This window comes from Pseudomonas sp. S2_E02 (assembly GCF_054668355.1).
Genome location: NZ_CP162761.1, coordinates 6,342,338 through 6,356,831, shown reverse-complemented (window position 1 = coordinate 6,356,831; position 14,494 = coordinate 6,342,338). Strand labels below are relative to the sequence as shown.

Here is a 14,494-nt window from a genome sequence, read left to right as displayed (position 1 = left end):
CCGCTCATCGGTGTGAGCAGTCTCAGGGTCTTTGCTGGTTAAATTTTAACCAGACCTCATTATTCGCCGACGCTGATCTTCAGGCCAGCAGCTATTGCAAACGGTGTCAGGGTGATCGCCAGGGCGGTCAGGCTACCCAGCCACAGCAGATACCCGGTCGCCGGCATGCCTTGCAAGGCGGCCTGCAAGGCGCCACTGCCAAGGATCAACACCGGGATGTACAACGGCAGAATCAGCAGCGCCAGCAACAGGCCGCCACGCTTCAAACCGACCGTCAGTGCCGCGCCCACCGCGCCGAGCAAGCTCAGCACTGGTGTTCCCAGCAACAACGAAAGCAGCAAAACCGGCAGACAGGCGGCAGGCAAACCGAGCATCAACGCCAGCAGCGGTGAGAGCAGAACCAGCGCCAGACCGGAGAAGAGCCAGTGTGCCAGCACCTTGGCCAAGACCAGAAGTGGCAGCGGGTGCGACGAAAGGACCCACTGTTCCAGGGATCCGTCTTCGAAATCACTGCGGAACAGCCCGTCCAGCGAGAGCAGGACCGACAACAGCGCCGCCACCCAGACTAACCCGGGGGACAGGTTTTGCAACACTTGAGTTTCCGGGCCGACGGCCAGCGGGAACAACGCGATGACGATGGCGAAGAAAATCAGCGGATTGGCCAGCTCCGCCGGGCGGCGAAACAGCAGTCGGGATTCACGGGCAACCAGCAGGCCGAACACACTCATACTGCCCAGTTCCCCAGATCGATATCGCGATAACCGGCCGGCATCCGGCTCAGCGTATGGTGCGTGGTCAACACCACCAGACCACCGCGTTCGCAGTGCCCGGCCAGATGCTCTTCGAGCTGCGCCACGCCCTGCTTGTCCAGTGCGGTAAACGGCTCATCGAGAATCCACAGCGGCGGGCTGTCCAGATACAAACGAGCCAACGCCACGCGGCGTTGCTGACCGGCGGACAGACTGTGGCAGGGAACATCTTCGAAACCGCGCAATCCTACGGCTGCCAAGGCTTGCCAGATGGCCTCGCGTTCGGCGGGATGATGCAGGGCGCAGAGCCAGGAGAGGTTTTCTTCAGGGGTCAGCAAATCCTTGATCCCGGCGGCGTGGCCGATCCACAGCAGATTGCGTGCGAGTTCGCTGCGTTGTTCGGTCAGCGGCTGGCCATTGAGCAGGACGTGCCCGGCGGTCGGCTGCATCAGCCCTGAAAGCAGACGCAACAGGCTGGTCTTGCCGCTGCCGTTGGGACCGCTGATCTGCACCATATCGCCACTGGCGAGTCTCAATTCGAGATTTTCGAAGAGCAGCCGCAGATCACGTTCACACGCGAGGGCAACGGTTTGCAGGACAGGACTGGTCAAGGGATCGCGGGCCTTATACGGTTCAAGTCGGCTCTGGCGCGGCCGTTAAAGAGATGCAGCATAGATGCATTGACGGCTCGATCTAGAGAGCTGGGTCAAACAATTGCTATGTTTTTTATTCGAAGCGCAAGACGGGCGGCATTATACATGTCGTGCCTTACTCTCAAGAGTGCATTTTCCTCAGGTTGTGTCCGCGTATGACAGGCGAAATAAACATCCTCCCGCTCCCGCCCACCACCCCGGCGACCGTTCGCCCGCAGGTCGGTGAGCTGCTCAAGCTGCTGACCCCGGTCGAAGGCCTGATCGGCGCCGGGCAAAGCGCCAAGGCCGAGGTGTTATCGCTCAAGCAGGCGGATCAGACTTTTCAGCTATTGCTCAAGGTGACCGTCGACGGCGGACGTCAGACCACCGTGCAAGCGACCAGCAATCTGCCGCTACCCCAAGGCACCAGTCTGGCGATCACTCAGCCCTCGGCGGGCAATCTGGCGATTACTGTGCAACAAGCCATTGCCAGCAGCGTCGCCGCCCTCACCCGCATCGACACCGCACAATTGCCGGTCGGCACCCTGCTGCAAGGCAAGGTGCTGACCTCGCAGGCGCTGCCGCAGACGCCGGGGCAGGCAGCGGTGTTCCGCTCCTTGGTCAGTTTGCTCAACACCGCGCAGAGCGGCAGCACACTGACCATCGACAGCCCGCAGCCGCTGCGCATCGGCACTTTGCTGTCGGCGTTGGTCGAAGACGCACAATCCCTGAAATTCCTGCCAATGAGCAGCCGTCAGGAACAACTGGCCGTGAGTCAGCAACTGCTCGGCCAGCAAAGTCGTCAGGCGTCGCTGAGCGGGTTGTTGAACGCGCTGCAAAACCTGCCACCCGCCACCGACCAAACCTCTGCGGATCTACGCGCGTTGGTCGACAAGCTCCTTGCCAGCCTCCCGGACGTGCAACAACTGAGCACCGCCAAAGGCGTGGCCCTTGCCCTGGCCAACAGCGGCGTGTTCCTCGAAGGCAAACTGCTGACCGGGCAGAACCCGACGCTGGCACCGGACATGAAAGCCGATCTGCTCAAGCTGATCGCACAACTGACCCCGGGGTTGCCGAGCAGCACCAGTTTCAACGCAATCATCGCCGCCAACACCCTGGCGCAAGCGCTGCCGAGTTTCGTGCGTAATGCGCTCGGCATGCTCGGTCAGGTCAGCGCCAAACCTGTACCGAGCAGCTTCCCGCTGCCCGACCGCCTGCTGCAAAGTCTGGACGGCGAAGGCGATCTGGAACAATTGTTGCGCCTCGCTGCTGCCGCTGTTTCACGCCTGCAAAGCCATCAACTGTCGAGCCTGGAGCAGACCGGCGTCACCGACGATGGGCGCCTGCTCAGCACCTGGCAGCTGGAAATTCCCATGCGCAATCTGCAGGACATCGTGCCGTTGCAGGTCAAGTTTCAGCGTGAAGAAGCACCGGAGCGAGAACCGCAAGCGAACGAGCGTCGCGATGAGCGCGAGCCCAAGCAACAACTGTGGCGCGTCGATCTGGCGTTCGACATGGAACCGCTCGGGCCGATGCAAATTCAGGCGCAGTTGATCGCCGGCAGCCTGTCCAGCCAACTGTGGGCCGAACGGCCGTACACCGCCGAACTCATCGAAAACAACCTGTTTGCCCTGCGCCAGCGCCTGCTCGATCGCGGGCTCAACGTCGGCGACATCGACTGCCACCATGGCACCCCGCCGCAAGGCAACCAAACCCGTCTTGAACATCGCTGGGTCGACGAAACCGCATGAACGATTCCACTGCCCCACGCCAGGCCATCGCCCTCAAATACGACGGCAACCACGCGCCAACCCTCACCGCCAAAGGTGATGACGAACTGGCCGAAGAAATCCTGCGCATTGCTCGCGACTGTGAAGTGCCGATTTACGAGAACGCTGAACTGGTGCGGTTGTTGGCGCGAATGGAGCTGGGCGACAGCATTCCCGAAGAGTTGTACCGCACCATCGCCGAGATCATCGCGTTTGCGTGGAATCTGAAGGGCAAATTCCCCGAGGGGCAGGACCCGAATGCGCCGATGGTCGAGAAAGACGTCACCGATCGCGGGGATGATTACTGAGACTTCGAAGACGCCTTCGCGAGCAAGCTCGCTCCCACATTGGTTCGGCGTACACCGATCTAATGTGGGAGCGAGCTTGCTCGCGAATAGGCCATCAGCTTGAGCGCAAAAATCAGTTTTTGTGAAGTTTGCGCATCAACTCCGCCTCAGCCTGTGTCAACCCGCAGGACTGAGTCAGTTCATCGACGCTTGCGCCCATGCCCACCAGTTTCGCCGCTTGGGCGAATGACAGGCTCGACGGGTCGCGTTGTTCAAGCGCGACAATCTTGTCCGGCAACGGATTCACCACCGCGCGCAACTCGTGCAGGGCGTCGCCCATGCGCACGTTGCCGTTCTGGTAGTCGTCGACACGCTTGGCCAAGTCTTTGATGCGCTGGTCACGCAACGCATCGCCCTGAGCCTGTTGCGCAGCGATCACCCGCTGCGCCTTGATGTACGACACAAACATTGCCAGTGTGCCAGCCCAGAAGAGGAACAGGACAATGACCGCAACCTCGAGAATCAATCAGATGCTCTCCAGTTCCGACCATTCTTCTTCGCTCATCATCTTGTCCAGCTCGACCAGGATCAGCAACTCGTTGTTCTTGTTGCACACGCCCTGGATGAACTTGGCCGACTCTTCGTTGCCAACGTTCGGCGCCGTCTCGATTTCCGACTGACGCAGATAAACCACTTCGGCCACGCTGTCGACCATGATACCGACGACTTGCTTGTCGGCTTCGATGATGACGATACGGGTGTTGTCGCTGATCTCGCCGCTGTTCAGGCCGAAGCGCTGACGGGTGTCGATCACGGTGACCACGTTACCGCGCAGGTTGATGATACCCAGCACGTAGCTTGGCGCGCCCGGCACCGGAGCGATCTCGGTGTAGCGCAGCACTTCCTGAACGCGCATCACGTTGATGCCGTAAGTCTCGTTGTCCAGTTTGAAGGTCACCCATTGCAGGATCGGATCTTCAGAACCTTTTGCATTCGTCGCCTGACTACTCATACCCTGACCCCTCGAAAAAACCGCTCTGAGCGGTGTGTGTTCTGTGTGGCGGCATTCAACAATGCCGTCGCCTGATTGTTATGTCGGCTGCTATGTCGGTTTATGTAGCGGCTTGTGGCCGCCGAGGTGCTTTGCCCCACCGCTGGCGATCAACTCGGCCAGTGCGGAAACGTCAAGCAATGCACACATGTGCTCAATCACGGTGCCGGCGAGCCATGGCCGCTGACCCCGGTGACTTCTCCATTTGATTTCATTCGGGTCCAGACGCAACGAGCGGCTGACCTGATGCACCGCCAGCCCCCACTCGTAACCTTGTACCGAAATCACGTACTGCAGGCCCTGACGGAAGTCATCGCGGTAGCGATCCGGCATGACCCAGCGCGCGGTGTCCAACACTTTCAGGTTGCCGGCCTGGCTCGGCAAAATCCCGAGGAACCATTCCGGCTGACCGAACAGCGGCGTCAGCTCGTGGCCGGCCAGCGAGTAGATCGAGCCGAGGCACACCAGCGGCACGGCCAGCGTCAGGCCGGCAACGTCGAACAGCAGGCATTCGAACGCTTCCGAGGCCCAGGCCGGGCGACCATCGGTTTCCACCGGTGGCGGCGTATTGCTCGGCGGCAGATGTACCTCCACCAGCGGCGGGACCAGCGTCTGTTCGACGGGCGCGGGTGCAACCGGAGCTGGGGCCGGTTCGACCACTGCCGGTTCCGGCGCGGTTTTCAGCAATTGGGTTTGCAGCAGCGGTGCCAGTGTCGAGACCGGTGCGCGAACCGGCTCGGCTTCTTCAATCAATGCAACCGGTGCCTTGGCGACCGGTGCGGCGGCAGGCGCGACAACCGGCGCAGCAGGCCTGGTCGCTTTCTGTGCGTCACGCGCCTGCTCTTCCAGCACTGCGGCCTGGAATTCGTCCAGCGTTTCGGTGCTTTCGACGACTTCAGGCTGCGCCTCAATGACCGGCGGCAGCTCCTCAGGAATTTCCAGCAGCAAATTATCCAGATAAGACTGCAACGCCAATTGCGGACGCGATGTGAGTTTGACCGGGCGATTCATGCTCACGCCACCTGCGGAACAAGTTGTTGCGCCAACAGATGCTTGAGCAGTGCCCGATACGCCAGCACGCCACGGCTCTTGCCGTCGAATTGCGAAGGCGTGACACCGGCCCGGCTGGCGTCGCGCAGACGGGTATCGACCGGAATGTAACCCTGCCAGATCTCGTCGGGGAATTTGTCGCGCAGCACGCGCAAGGTATGCATCGAGGCCTGGGTACGGCGGTCGAACAGGGTCGGCACGATGCTGAACGGCAGCGCCTGTTTGCGCGAGCGGTTGATCATCGCCAAGGTGTTGACCATGCGCTCCAGACCTTTGACGGCCAGATGTTCGGTCTGCACCGGAATCACCAGTTGCTGGCTCGCCGCGAGGGCGTTGACCATCAGCACGCCGAGCAACGGCGGGCTGTCGATCACCGCGTAATCAAAATCCTGCCACAGCTGCGCCAGACTCTTGGCGATCACCAGACCGAGACCACTCTGCCCTGGCGACTGACGCTCCAGGGTGGCGAGTGCAGTGCTCGATGGCAGCAGGGAAATGCGTTCGTCGCTGGTCGACAACAGCAACTGCCCCGGCAGGCCTTGCGGCACGCTGCCCTTGTGCAGAAACAGGTCGTAATTGCTGTGTTCCAGGCTGTCGGGGTCATAGCCGAAATAGCTGGTCATCGAGCCGTGCGGGTCGAGATCGACCACAACCACGCGCTTGCCCGCCTCCGCCAGCAATCCGGCTAAAGCGATGGAAGATGTGGTTTTACCGACACCACCCTTTTGATTGGCGACTGCCCAGACTCTCATTCGGTTCGTTCCTCCCGGCCGATATGCTCGACCGAGACATAGCTCAGCGTGTTAATGCGGGTGACGGAGAATTGACGGCACTCTCGCGTCCCGGCGTCTTGACCGGGGTAGGTGCAGTTTGTGTGCCAGCACGCTTCAACGCAGCATCCGGTTGCGCATGGGCGGTTCCAGTGCCGGTCAGGCTGCGGCGTACATCGAGGTTTCGCGACACCACCAGCACGACGCGACGGTTCTTCGCGCGGCCTTCAGCGGTGGCGTTGTTGGCCACCGGCTGGAACTCACCGTAACCCACTGATGCCAGGCGACCAGGGTTGACACCCTGCATTGCCAGCATGCGCACGATGCTCGCCGAACGCGCCGAGGACAGCTCCCAGTTGGTCGGGTACTGCGCGGTGCGGATCGGTTGATCGTCAGTGAAACCCTCGACATGGATCGGGTTATCGAACGGTTTCAGAATCGCTGCAACCTTGTCGATGATGTTGAAGGCGATGTCACTCGGCATGGCGTCGCCGCTGCCGAACAACAGGCTGGAGTTGAGTTCGATCTCGACCCACAACTCGTTGCCGCGCACGGTCATCTGATTCGAGCTGATCAAATCGCCGAACGCGGCGCTGATGTCATCGGCGATGCTTTTCAGCGGATCGCTGGCACCGGCAATACCGGCGTCAACCTGCTCAGCGTCCTTGACCAGCGGCTTGGCCGGGGTCACGGTCTTCGGTCGTTCATCGCCAATCGGGATCGGTTTGAGCGAGCGGTCGGAGTCGGTGAAGACGCCGATCAGCGCTTCGGAAATGACTTTGTACTTGCCTTCGTTGATCGACGAAATCGAGTACATGACCACGAAGAACGCAAACAGCAGCGTGATGAAGTCAGCGTAGGAAACCAGCCAGCGTTCGTGGTTTACATGCTCTTCCTGGTGGCGACGACGTGCCATGAGGTTATTCCCTTAATCCATGAAGCCTTGCAGCTTCAACTCAATGGAGCGAGGGTTTTCACCTTCGGCGATCGACAAGATCCCTTCCAGCAACATTTCGCGATAACGCGACTGCCGCAACGCGATTGACTTCAGCTTGGCCGCCACTGGCAGCAACACCAGGTTGGCACTGGCCACGCCGTAAATGGTCGCGACGAACGCCACGGCGATGCCGCTGCCCAGTTGTGTTGGATCAGCCAAGTTGCCCATCACGTGGATCAGGCCCATCACCGCACCGATGATGCCGATGGTTGGCGCGTAGCCGCCCATGCTTTCAAAGACTTTCGCCGCTTCGATGTCGCGGGCTTCCTGGGTGTAGAAATCCACTTCGAGGATGCTGCGGATCGCTTCCGGCTCGGCGCCATCGACCAGCAGTTGCAGGCCTTTGCGCGAGTAGTTGTCAGGTTCGGCATCGGCCACGCCTTCCAGGCCCAGCAGGCCTTCCTTGCGCGCGGTGAGGCTCCAGTTGACGACGCGATCGATACCACCGGCCAGATCGACCCGTGGTGGAAACAGGATCCACGCCAGAATCTGCATGGCGCGTTTGAACGCGCTCATCGGCGATTGCAGCAGTGCGGCACCGATGGTGCCGCCCAGTACGATCAATGCCGCCGGGCCGTTGGGCCAGCGCACCGAGGTGACCACCTTCAAGGTAGTTACCACCGATGATGGCGACGAACGCCATGATGATCCCGATAAGGCTTAAAACATCCATCAGAGACACGCCTCGACAATGTGCTTGCCGATGTCGTCGAGGCTGTACACCGCGTCGGCGAGGTCGGCTTTAACGATGGCCATCGGCATGCCGTAGATCACGCAGCTTGCCTCATCCTGTGCCCACACCGCGCTGCCGCCCTGCTTGAGCAGACGCGCGCCTTCACGGCCGTCGGCGCCCATGCCGGTCAACACCACCGCCAGAACTTTGTCGCCGTAGGATTTCGCCGCCGAACCGAAGGTGATGTCCACACACGGCTTGTAGTTCAGACGCTCGTCGCCCGGGAGGATTTTCACCGCGCCACGGCCATCGATCATCATTTGCTTGCCACCCGGTGCCAGCAACGCCAGGCCCGGACGCAGGATGTCGCCATCCTCGGCTTCCTTGACGCTGATGCGGCAGAGCTTGTCGAGACGTTCGGCGAAGGCCTTGGTGAACGCTGCCGGCATGTGCTGGATCAGCACGATCGGCGCCGGGAAATTCGCCGGCAACTGAGTCAGCACGCGTTGCAGCGCAACCGGGCCACCAGTCGAGGTCCCGATGGCAACCAGTTTGTAGGCCTTGCGTTTCGGTGCAGGCGACGAGGCGCTGGCGGCTGGAGCGCGAGTCGGCGCTGGAGCTGGAGCCGGACGCGTTGGTGCACTGGTGCTGTGGCTGCTGAAGCTCGATGCTGCCGGAGCAGGCGTCGGCGCTGGTGCAGCAACCGGCGCAGGCGCGCTGTAGGCACTGAAACGACGATTACTGCGCGAGATGCTATGCACCTTCTCGCACAGCAGTTGCTTGACCTTCTCCGGATTGCGCGAGATGTCTTCGAAATTCTTCGGCAGGAAATCCACCGCGCCGGCGTCCAGCGCATCCAGGGTGACCCGGGCGCCTTCGTGCGTCAGCGAGGAGAACATCAAAACCGGGGTCGGGCAGCGCTGCATGATGTGCCGCACTGCCGTGATGCCGTCCATCATCGGCATCTCGTAGTCCATGGTGATCACGTCCGGCTTGAGTGCCAGGGCCTGATCGATCGCCTCTTTACCGTTGGTAGCGGTGCCGACCACCTGAATGCTCGGATCCGCTGAAAGAATTTCCGAGACGCGGCGGCGGAAAAAACCCGAATCGTCCACCACCAGGACTTTGACTGCCATAAACACTCCATTAGGTGCAGCGGGACGTTGTCGTCCCGCCGCCCCGGATTCAAATACGCCGTGCGGCGTAACGCTTGAGCATGCTTGGAACATCGAGAATCAGCGCGATGCGGCCGTCACCGGTAATGGTGGCGCCGGACATGCCCGGAGTGCCCTGGAGCATTTTGCCCAATGGCTTGATGACCACTTCTTCCTGACCGACCAGTTGATCGACGACGAAGCCGATCCGCTGGGTGCCCACCGAAAGGATCACCACGTGGCCTTCACGCTGCTCTTCGTGAGCGGCGGAGCTGACCAGCCAGCGCTTGAGGTAGAACAACGGCAGCGCCTTGTCCCGCACGATCACCACTTCCTGACCGTCGACGACGTTGGTGGTCGACAGGTCGAGGTGGAAGATTTCGTTGACGTTGACCAGCGGGAACGCAAACGCCTGATTGCCGAGCATGACCATCAGGGTTGGCATGATCGCGAGGGTCAGCGGTACCTTGATGACGATCTTCGAGCCCTGGCCCTTGGTCGAGTAAATGTTGATCGAACCGTTGAGCTGGGAAATCTTGGTCTTCACCACGTCCATGCCGACACCGCGGCCGGACACGTCGGAGATCTCGGTCTTGGTCGAGAAACCCGGGGCGAAGATCAGGTTGTAGCACTCGGTATCGCTCAGGCGATCGGCCGCGTCCTTGTCCATCACGCCGCGTTTTACCGCAATGGCGCGCAGGACGTTCGGGTCCATGCCTTTGCCGTCATCGGAAATCGACAACAGGATGTGGTCGCCTTCCTGCTCGGCGGCCAGAACAACACGACCGCCACGGGCCTTGCCCGATGCCTCGCGCTCTTCCGGCGACTCGATGCCGTGGTCGACCGCGTTGCGCACCAAGTGGACCAGCGGGTCGGCCAGGGCCTCGACAAGGTTTTTGTCGAGGTCGGTTTCTTCACCCACCAGTTCCAGGTTGATCTCTTTCTTCAGCTGACGAGCCAAGTCGCGAACCAGACGCGGGAAGCGCCCGAAGACCTTCTTGATCGGCTGCATCCGCGTCTTCATCACCGCGGTCTGCAAGTCAGCCGTGACCACGTCGAGGTTCGACACGGCCTTGGACATCGCTTCGTCGCCGCTGTTGAGGCCCAGGCGCACCAGACGGTTACGCACCAGCACCAGCTCGCCGACCATGTTCATGATTTCGTCGAGACGGGCCGTGTCGACGCGCACGGTGGTTTCGGCTTCGCTCGCCGGTTTTTCTGGCGGCGGTGCGGCGGCAGCACGGGCCGGAGCCGGTGCAGCAGCGGCAGCCGGTTTCGGCGCTTCGGCTTTCGGCTCAGGCTTGGGAGCTGCCTTTGGCGCAGCAGCCGGAGCGGCCGCAGCCTTGGCGGCAGGCGCAGCCACCGTGGAAGCAGCGCCGGCAGTCGCGGCGCCAACGTCAGTGAACTTGCCTTTGCCGTGCAATTCGTCGAGCAGCGATTCGAACTCGTGATCGCTGATCAGATCGCTGCCGGCTGCGGCGGCTGCCGGCGCGGCTGGCGCAGCCGGTGCCGAGGCAATTGCTGATTCCAGTGCTTCAACGGCAAAGTTGCCCTTGCCATGCAGTTGATCGAGCAGGGCTTCGAATTCGTCGTCGGTGATATCCGAGCTGTCGCCCGCCGCCGGGGCTGCTGGAGCCGCTGCGGTCGGTGCCACGGCATCCGCCGCGAACTGGCCTTTGCCATGCAACTGATCGAGCAACGACTCGAACTCGGCGTCAGTGATTTCGTCGCTCGCGGCTTCAGCGGCCGTTTGCGCAGTTGCAACAGCGGCCGGGGCTTCAGCTTCAGCCTTGACGGCGTTCAGCGAGTCCAGCAGTTGTTCAAATTCGTTATCGGTGATGTCGCCCGACGCGTCGCCTTCGACGACCAGTTCTTCGATCATCTCGGCCACCGGCGATGCCGGGGCGGCATCCGCCGATTGCGGTTCGGCCAGACGCGCCAGGGCGGCCAGCAGTTCCGGGGTAGCGGCGGTGATCGGTGCACGCTCACGGACTTCGCTGAACATGCTGTTCACCGCGTCCAGTGCTTCGAGGACAACGTCCATCAGTTCTGCATCAACGCGACGCTCACCCTTGCGCAGGATGTCGAACACGTTTTCGGCGATGTGACAGCACTCCACCAGCTCGTTGAGCTGAAGGAAGCCGGCGCCCCCTTTTACAGTGTGGAAACCGCGAAAAATTGCGTTGAGCAGATCTGCGTCATCCGGACGGCTTTCCAGCTCGACCAGTTGTTCGGACAGTTGCTCAAGAATCTCGCCGGCCTCAACCAGGAAATCCTGAAGGATCTCTTCATCGGCGCCGAAGCTCATTAATGGGGTGCTCCTACAGGTCTAAAAACCCAAAAAACCTAAAATTCCACAACTCTAGAATCCGAGGCTGGATAACAAATCGTCCACATCGTCCTGACCGGACACAACGTCTTCTCGTTTATCGGCATGAATCTGCGGACCTTCACCCTGCGAGAGATGTTTTTGTGGATCTTTTTCTGCAAGCATCGCGGCGCGGTCATGTTCGATGCCCGCAAAGCGGTCGACCTGACTGGCCATGAGCACGAGTTTGAGCAAATTGCTTTCGACTTCGGTGACCAGTTGGGTCACACGCTTGATCACCTGACCGGTCAGGTCCTGGTAATCCTGGGCCAGCAGGATGTCGTTGAGATTGCTCGACACCGCACGGTTGTCCGTGCTGCTGCGTGACAGAAAACCGTCGACCCGGCGCGCCAGCTCGCGGAACTCTTCAGCCCCGACCTCGCGACGCATGAAGCGACCCCAATCGGCGCTCAAGGTCTGCGCTTCATCAGCCAGACTGTTGACCACCGGCGTGGCGCTTTCCACCAGATCCATGGTGCGGTTGGCCGCGGCTTCTGTCAGCTTGACCACATAGCCCAGGCGTTCGGTGGCGTCGGTGATTTGCGACACTTCCTCGGCCTGCGGCATGTTCGGATCGATCTGGAAGTTGACGATCGCACTGTGCAGTTCACGTGTGAGCTTGCCGACTTCCTGGTACAGGCCACGGTCACGGGTCTGATTGAGCTCATGGATCAGTTGCACAGCGTCGCCGAACCTGCCTTTTTCAAGGCTTTCGACCAGTTCGACCGCGTGTTTTTTCAGGGTCGACTCGAAATCGCCCTGTGAAGATTCGTTATGCTCCATAGCTCCCCCGCGCGTTCATCAGCCGATGCGTTCGAAAATCTTCTCGATTTTGTCTTTCAACGCCTGAGCCGTGAAAGGTTTGACTACGTAGCCGTTTACACCAGCCTGAGCGGCTTCAATGATCTGCTCGCGCTTGGCTTCTGCAGTCACCATCAGCACTGGCAAGTGCTTGAGTTTTTCATCGGCACGCACGTGACGCAGCAGGTCGATACCGGTCATGCCCGGCATGTTCCAGTCCGTTACCAGAAAGTCGATGCTTCCGCTGTTGAGCACTGGAATGGCAGTCACGCCATCATCCGCCTCGACAGTGTTGGTGAACCCCAGATCACGCAGCAGGTTCTTGATGATCCGCCGCATCGTTGAGAAGTCATCAACGATGAGGATTTTCATGTTCTTGTCCAATTCGACCTCCAAGCAGTCTTAAACGCGCCCAGCACCTGGACGCGCCATTTCAATCATTCCGGCGTAGCACTCGAAGACTGTCTGGAGCACAACAGAGCAAGACCGGTGCCGTTCATCACCGCACCAGCCTCGTTCGCAGTGTCCCCACACTGCCTTCAGCGCGCTCGCCACTCCCCCAAACGCCCCCGCAAACGGGCCGCGCACTGGCTGTGTAACTGGCTGACCCGCGATTCACTGACGCCAAGGACTTCACCGATCTCCTTGAGGTTCAGCTCTTCGTCGTAGTACAGCGCCAACACCAGTCGCTCACGCTCCGGCAAATTGGCAATCGCGTCCGCCAACGCTGCCTGGAAACGTTCATCTTCCAGATCGCGTGACGGCTCCATATGAGCACTCGCGCCATCCTCGTGCAGCCCTTCGTGTTCGCCGTCCTGCAACAGGTCGTCGAAACTGAACAGGCGACTGCCCAAGGTGTCATTCAAAATCCCGTAGTAATCGTCGAGACTCAATTGGAGTTCGGCCGCAACCTCGTGATCTTTAGCATCACGGCCGGTTTTAGCTTCAATTGAGCGAATCGCGTCGCTGACCATACGGGTATTGCGGTGAACCGAGCGTGGCGCCCAGTCCCCTTTGCGCACTTCGTCGAGCATCGCGCCGCGGATTCGTATGCCCGCGTACGTTTCGAAACTGGCGCCTTTGCTGGCGTCGTATTTGGTCGAGACTTCAAGCAGGCCGATCATCCCGGCCTGGATCAGGTCTTCGACCTGCACACTCGCCGGCAAGCGCGCCAGCAAGTGGTAGGCAATGCGTTTGACCAGTGGCGCGTAACGCTCGATCAACTCGTACTGCGCGTCACGTGCCGACTTCTTGTAGTAGTTCATACCGCTTGCGGTCATAGCACGGGCCCTGCCGTTTGCTGCACGAGGCGCTCGACGAAAAACTCAAGGTGGCCACGCGGGTTGGCGGGCAGCGGCCAGGTGTCGACCTTCTGCGCGATCGCCTTGAACGCCAGCGCGCACTTGGAACGCGGAAAGGCTTCGTACACCGCGCGCTGCTTCTGCACCGCTTTACGCACGCTTTCGTCGTAAGGCACGGCGCCGACGTATTGTAGGGCCACGTCAAGGAAGCGATCCGTGACCTTGGTCAACTTGGCGAACAGGTTGCGCCCTTCCTGCGGGCTCTGCGCCATGTTGGCGAGGACGCGGAAGCGGTTCATGCCGTAATCGCGGTTGAGCAGTTTGATCAGCGCGTAGGCGTCAGTGATCGAGGTCGGCTCATCGCAGACCACCAGCAACACTTCTTGCGCGGCGCGAACAAAACTGACTACCGAGTCACCAATACCCGCAGCGGTATCGATCACCAGTACATCGAGATTGTCACCGATGTCGCTGAACGCCTGAATCAGGCCGGCATGTTGCGCCGGGCTCAGGTGCACCATGCTCTGGGTGCCGGACGCCGCCGGCACGATGCGAATGCCACCAGGGCCTTGCAACAGCACGTCGCGCAGCTCGCACCGGCCTTCGATGACGTCGGCCAGCGTGCGTTTAGGGGTCAGCCCCAACAATACGTCAACGTTCGCCAGACCCAGGTCGGCGTCCAGCAGCATGACCCGACGGCCAAGCTCTGCCAGCGCCAGCGACAAGTTCACTGACACGTTAGTCTTGCCGACGCCACCTTTGCCGCCGGTCACCGCGATCACCTGTACGGGATGCATGCTGCCCATGTTATTTCTTTACCTTGTCTTGCATAGACGGAGGCCACATTACTGGCTGCGCGTTCACAACCGGAACAATGCATGGCAGACCATCG

At 60.7% G+C, this 14,494-nt stretch carries 15 protein-coding genes and 1 pseudogene; 2 read left to right on the top strand and 14 right to left on the bottom strand.

Going from position 1 to position 14,494, the window contains the following annotated elements:
* Positions 1-59: 59 nt before the first annotated feature.
* Positions 60-728 (bottom strand): heme exporter protein CcmB, encoded by a 669-nt coding sequence (gene ccmB, locus AB4O01_RS28560; protein WP_007919970.1) that lies wholly within the window; start codon positions 726-728, stop codon positions 60-62.
* The gene (gene ccmA, locus AB4O01_RS28555) at positions 725-1,360 is read right to left on the bottom strand and encodes a cytochrome c biogenesis heme-transporting ATPase CcmA (protein WP_095050200.1); all 636 of its coding nucleotides are present in this window, start codon (positions 1,358-1,360) and stop codon (positions 725-727) included. Before ccmA ends, ccmB begins: the two co-directional genes overlap by 4 nt.
* A gap of 197 nt (positions 1,361-1,557) precedes the next feature.
* Between ccmA and fliK the strand changes: the two genes are divergently transcribed.
* On the top strand, positions 1,558-3,132 hold the full coding sequence (gene fliK, locus AB4O01_RS28550) for a flagellar hook-length control protein FliK (protein WP_460090196.1): 1,575 nt from the start codon (positions 1,558-1,560) through the stop codon (positions 3,130-3,132).
* Positions 3,129-3,458, top strand: a complete 330-nt coding sequence (locus tag AB4O01_RS28545; protein ID WP_016987484.1) for an EscU/YscU/HrcU family type III secretion system export apparatus switch protein — start codon at positions 3,129-3,131, stop codon at positions 3,456-3,458. Before fliK ends, AB4O01_RS28545 begins: the two co-directional genes overlap by 4 nt.
* 112 nt (positions 3,459-3,570) lie before the next feature.
* Here AB4O01_RS28545 and AB4O01_RS28540 read toward each other — a convergent pair whose 3' ends face one another.
* The 12 genes and pseudogenes from AB4O01_RS28540 to fleN all read right to left on the bottom strand — a co-directional run bounded on the left by AB4O01_RS28540 (position 3,571) and on the right by fleN (position 14,408).
* On the bottom strand, positions 3,571-3,963 hold the full coding sequence (locus tag AB4O01_RS28540; RefSeq protein WP_093439804.1) for a DUF2802 domain-containing protein: 393 nt from the start codon (positions 3,961-3,963) through the stop codon (positions 3,571-3,573).
* The gene (locus tag AB4O01_RS28535) at positions 3,964-4,449 is read right to left on the bottom strand and encodes a chemotaxis protein CheW (RefSeq protein ID WP_003222936.1); all 486 of its coding nucleotides are present in this window, start codon (positions 4,447-4,449) and stop codon (positions 3,964-3,966) included. It lies immediately after the preceding gene.
* A 90-nt stretch (positions 4,450-4,539) separates the two neighbouring features.
* On the bottom strand, positions 4,540-5,499 hold the full coding sequence (locus tag AB4O01_RS28530; RefSeq protein ID WP_093439800.1) for a CheW domain-containing protein: 960 nt from the start codon (positions 5,497-5,499) through the stop codon (positions 4,540-4,542).
* A 2-nt stretch (positions 5,500-5,501) separates the two neighbouring features.
* Positions 5,502-6,290 (bottom strand): ParA family protein, encoded by a 789-nt coding sequence (locus AB4O01_RS28525; RefSeq protein WP_008077691.1) that lies wholly within the window; start codon positions 6,288-6,290, stop codon positions 5,502-5,504.
* 43 nt (positions 6,291-6,333) lie between these two features.
* Positions 6,334-7,224 carry a flagellar motor protein MotD gene (motD, locus tag AB4O01_RS28520; protein ID WP_093439795.1) on the bottom strand — a complete coding sequence of 297 codons (891 nt, stop codon included), beginning with the start codon at positions 7,222-7,224 and terminating at the stop codon, positions 6,334-6,336.
* Between the two features lie 12 nt (positions 7,225-7,236).
* Positions 7,237-7,978 (bottom strand): annotated as a pseudogene (locus AB4O01_RS28515) (flagellar motor protein).
* Positions 7,978-9,114 (bottom strand): protein-glutamate methylesterase/protein-glutamine glutaminase, encoded by a 1,137-nt coding sequence (locus tag AB4O01_RS28510; protein WP_095050191.1) that lies wholly within the window; start codon positions 9,112-9,114, stop codon positions 7,978-7,980. The pseudogene AB4O01_RS28515 and the gene AB4O01_RS28510 overlap by 1 nt, the downstream one beginning before the upstream one ends.
* A 49-nt stretch (positions 9,115-9,163) precedes the next feature.
* Positions 9,164-11,440 (bottom strand): chemotaxis protein CheA, encoded by a 2,277-nt coding sequence (locus AB4O01_RS28505; RefSeq protein WP_460090195.1) that lies wholly within the window; start codon positions 11,438-11,440, stop codon positions 9,164-9,166.
* Between the two features lie 54 nt (positions 11,441-11,494).
* Entirely contained in the window at positions 11,495-12,283 is a 789-nt protein-coding gene (locus AB4O01_RS28500; protein ID WP_007920000.1) for a protein phosphatase CheZ, read from the bottom strand.
* An 18-nt stretch (positions 12,284-12,301) separates the two neighbouring features.
* Positions 12,302-12,673: a chemotaxis response regulator CheY gene (locus tag AB4O01_RS28495; RefSeq protein ID WP_161986607.1), complete on the bottom strand. Its 372-nt coding sequence runs from the start codon at positions 12,671-12,673 to the stop codon at positions 12,302-12,304.
* Between the two features lie 167 nt (positions 12,674-12,840).
* Positions 12,841-13,581, bottom strand: coding sequence for an RNA polymerase sigma factor FliA (gene fliA / locus AB4O01_RS28490; protein ID WP_093439777.1), 741 nt, complete (start codon positions 13,579-13,581; stop codon positions 12,841-12,843).
* The gene (gene fleN, locus AB4O01_RS28485; protein WP_003222917.1) at positions 13,578-14,408 is read right to left on the bottom strand and encodes a flagellar synthesis regulator FleN; all 831 of its coding nucleotides are present in this window, start codon (positions 14,406-14,408) and stop codon (positions 13,578-13,580) included. Before fleN ends, fliA begins: the two co-directional genes overlap by 4 nt.
* Between the last annotated feature and the right edge of the window lie 86 nt (positions 14,409-14,494).

Bases quoted from the DNA above. Each gene is read 5' to 3' on its own strand.
- ccmB (WP_007919970.1), bottom strand. From the start codon at position 728: ATGAGTGTGTTCGGCCTGCTGGTTGCCCGTGAATCCCGACTGCTGTTT.
- AB4O01_RS28510 (WP_095050191.1), bottom strand. From the start codon at position 9,114: ATGGCAGTCAAAGTCCTGGTGGTGGACGATTCGGGTTTTTTCCGCCGC.
- AB4O01_RS28545 (WP_016987484.1), top strand. From the start codon at position 3,129: ATGAACGATTCCACTGCCCCACGCCAGGCCATCGCCCTCAAATACGAC.
- fliA (WP_093439777.1), bottom strand. From the start codon at position 13,581: ATGACCGCAAGCGGTATGAACTACTACAAGAAGTCGGCACGTGACGCG.
- AB4O01_RS28495 (WP_161986607.1), bottom strand. From the start codon at position 12,673: ATGAAAATCCTCATCGTTGATGACTTCTCAACGATGCGGCGGATCATC.
- fliK (WP_460090196.1), top strand. From the start codon at position 1,558: ATGACAGGCGAAATAAACATCCTCCCGCTCCCGCCCACCACCCCGGCG.
- AB4O01_RS28505 (WP_460090195.1), bottom strand. From the start codon at position 11,440: ATGAGCTTCGGCGCCGATGAAGAGATCCTTCAGGATTTCCTGGTTGAG.
- AB4O01_RS28500 (WP_007920000.1), bottom strand. From the start codon at position 12,283: ATGGAGCATAACGAATCTTCACAGGGCGATTTCGAGTCGACCCTGAAA.
- AB4O01_RS28525 (WP_008077691.1), bottom strand. From the start codon at position 6,290: ATGAGAGTCTGGGCAGTCGCCAATCAAAAGGGTGGTGTCGGTAAAACC.
- AB4O01_RS28530 (WP_093439800.1), bottom strand. From the start codon at position 5,499: ATGAATCGCCCGGTCAAACTCACATCGCGTCCGCAATTGGCGTTGCAG.
- fleN (WP_003222917.1), bottom strand. From the start codon at position 14,408: ATGGGCAGCATGCATCCCGTACAGGTGATCGCGGTGACCGGCGGCAAA.
- AB4O01_RS28535 (WP_003222936.1), bottom strand. From the start codon at position 4,449: ATGAGTAGTCAGGCGACGAATGCAAAAGGTTCTGAAGATCCGATCCTG.
- motD (WP_093439795.1), bottom strand. From the start codon at position 7,224: ATGGCACGTCGTCGCCACCAGGAAGAGCATGTAAACCACGAACGCTGG.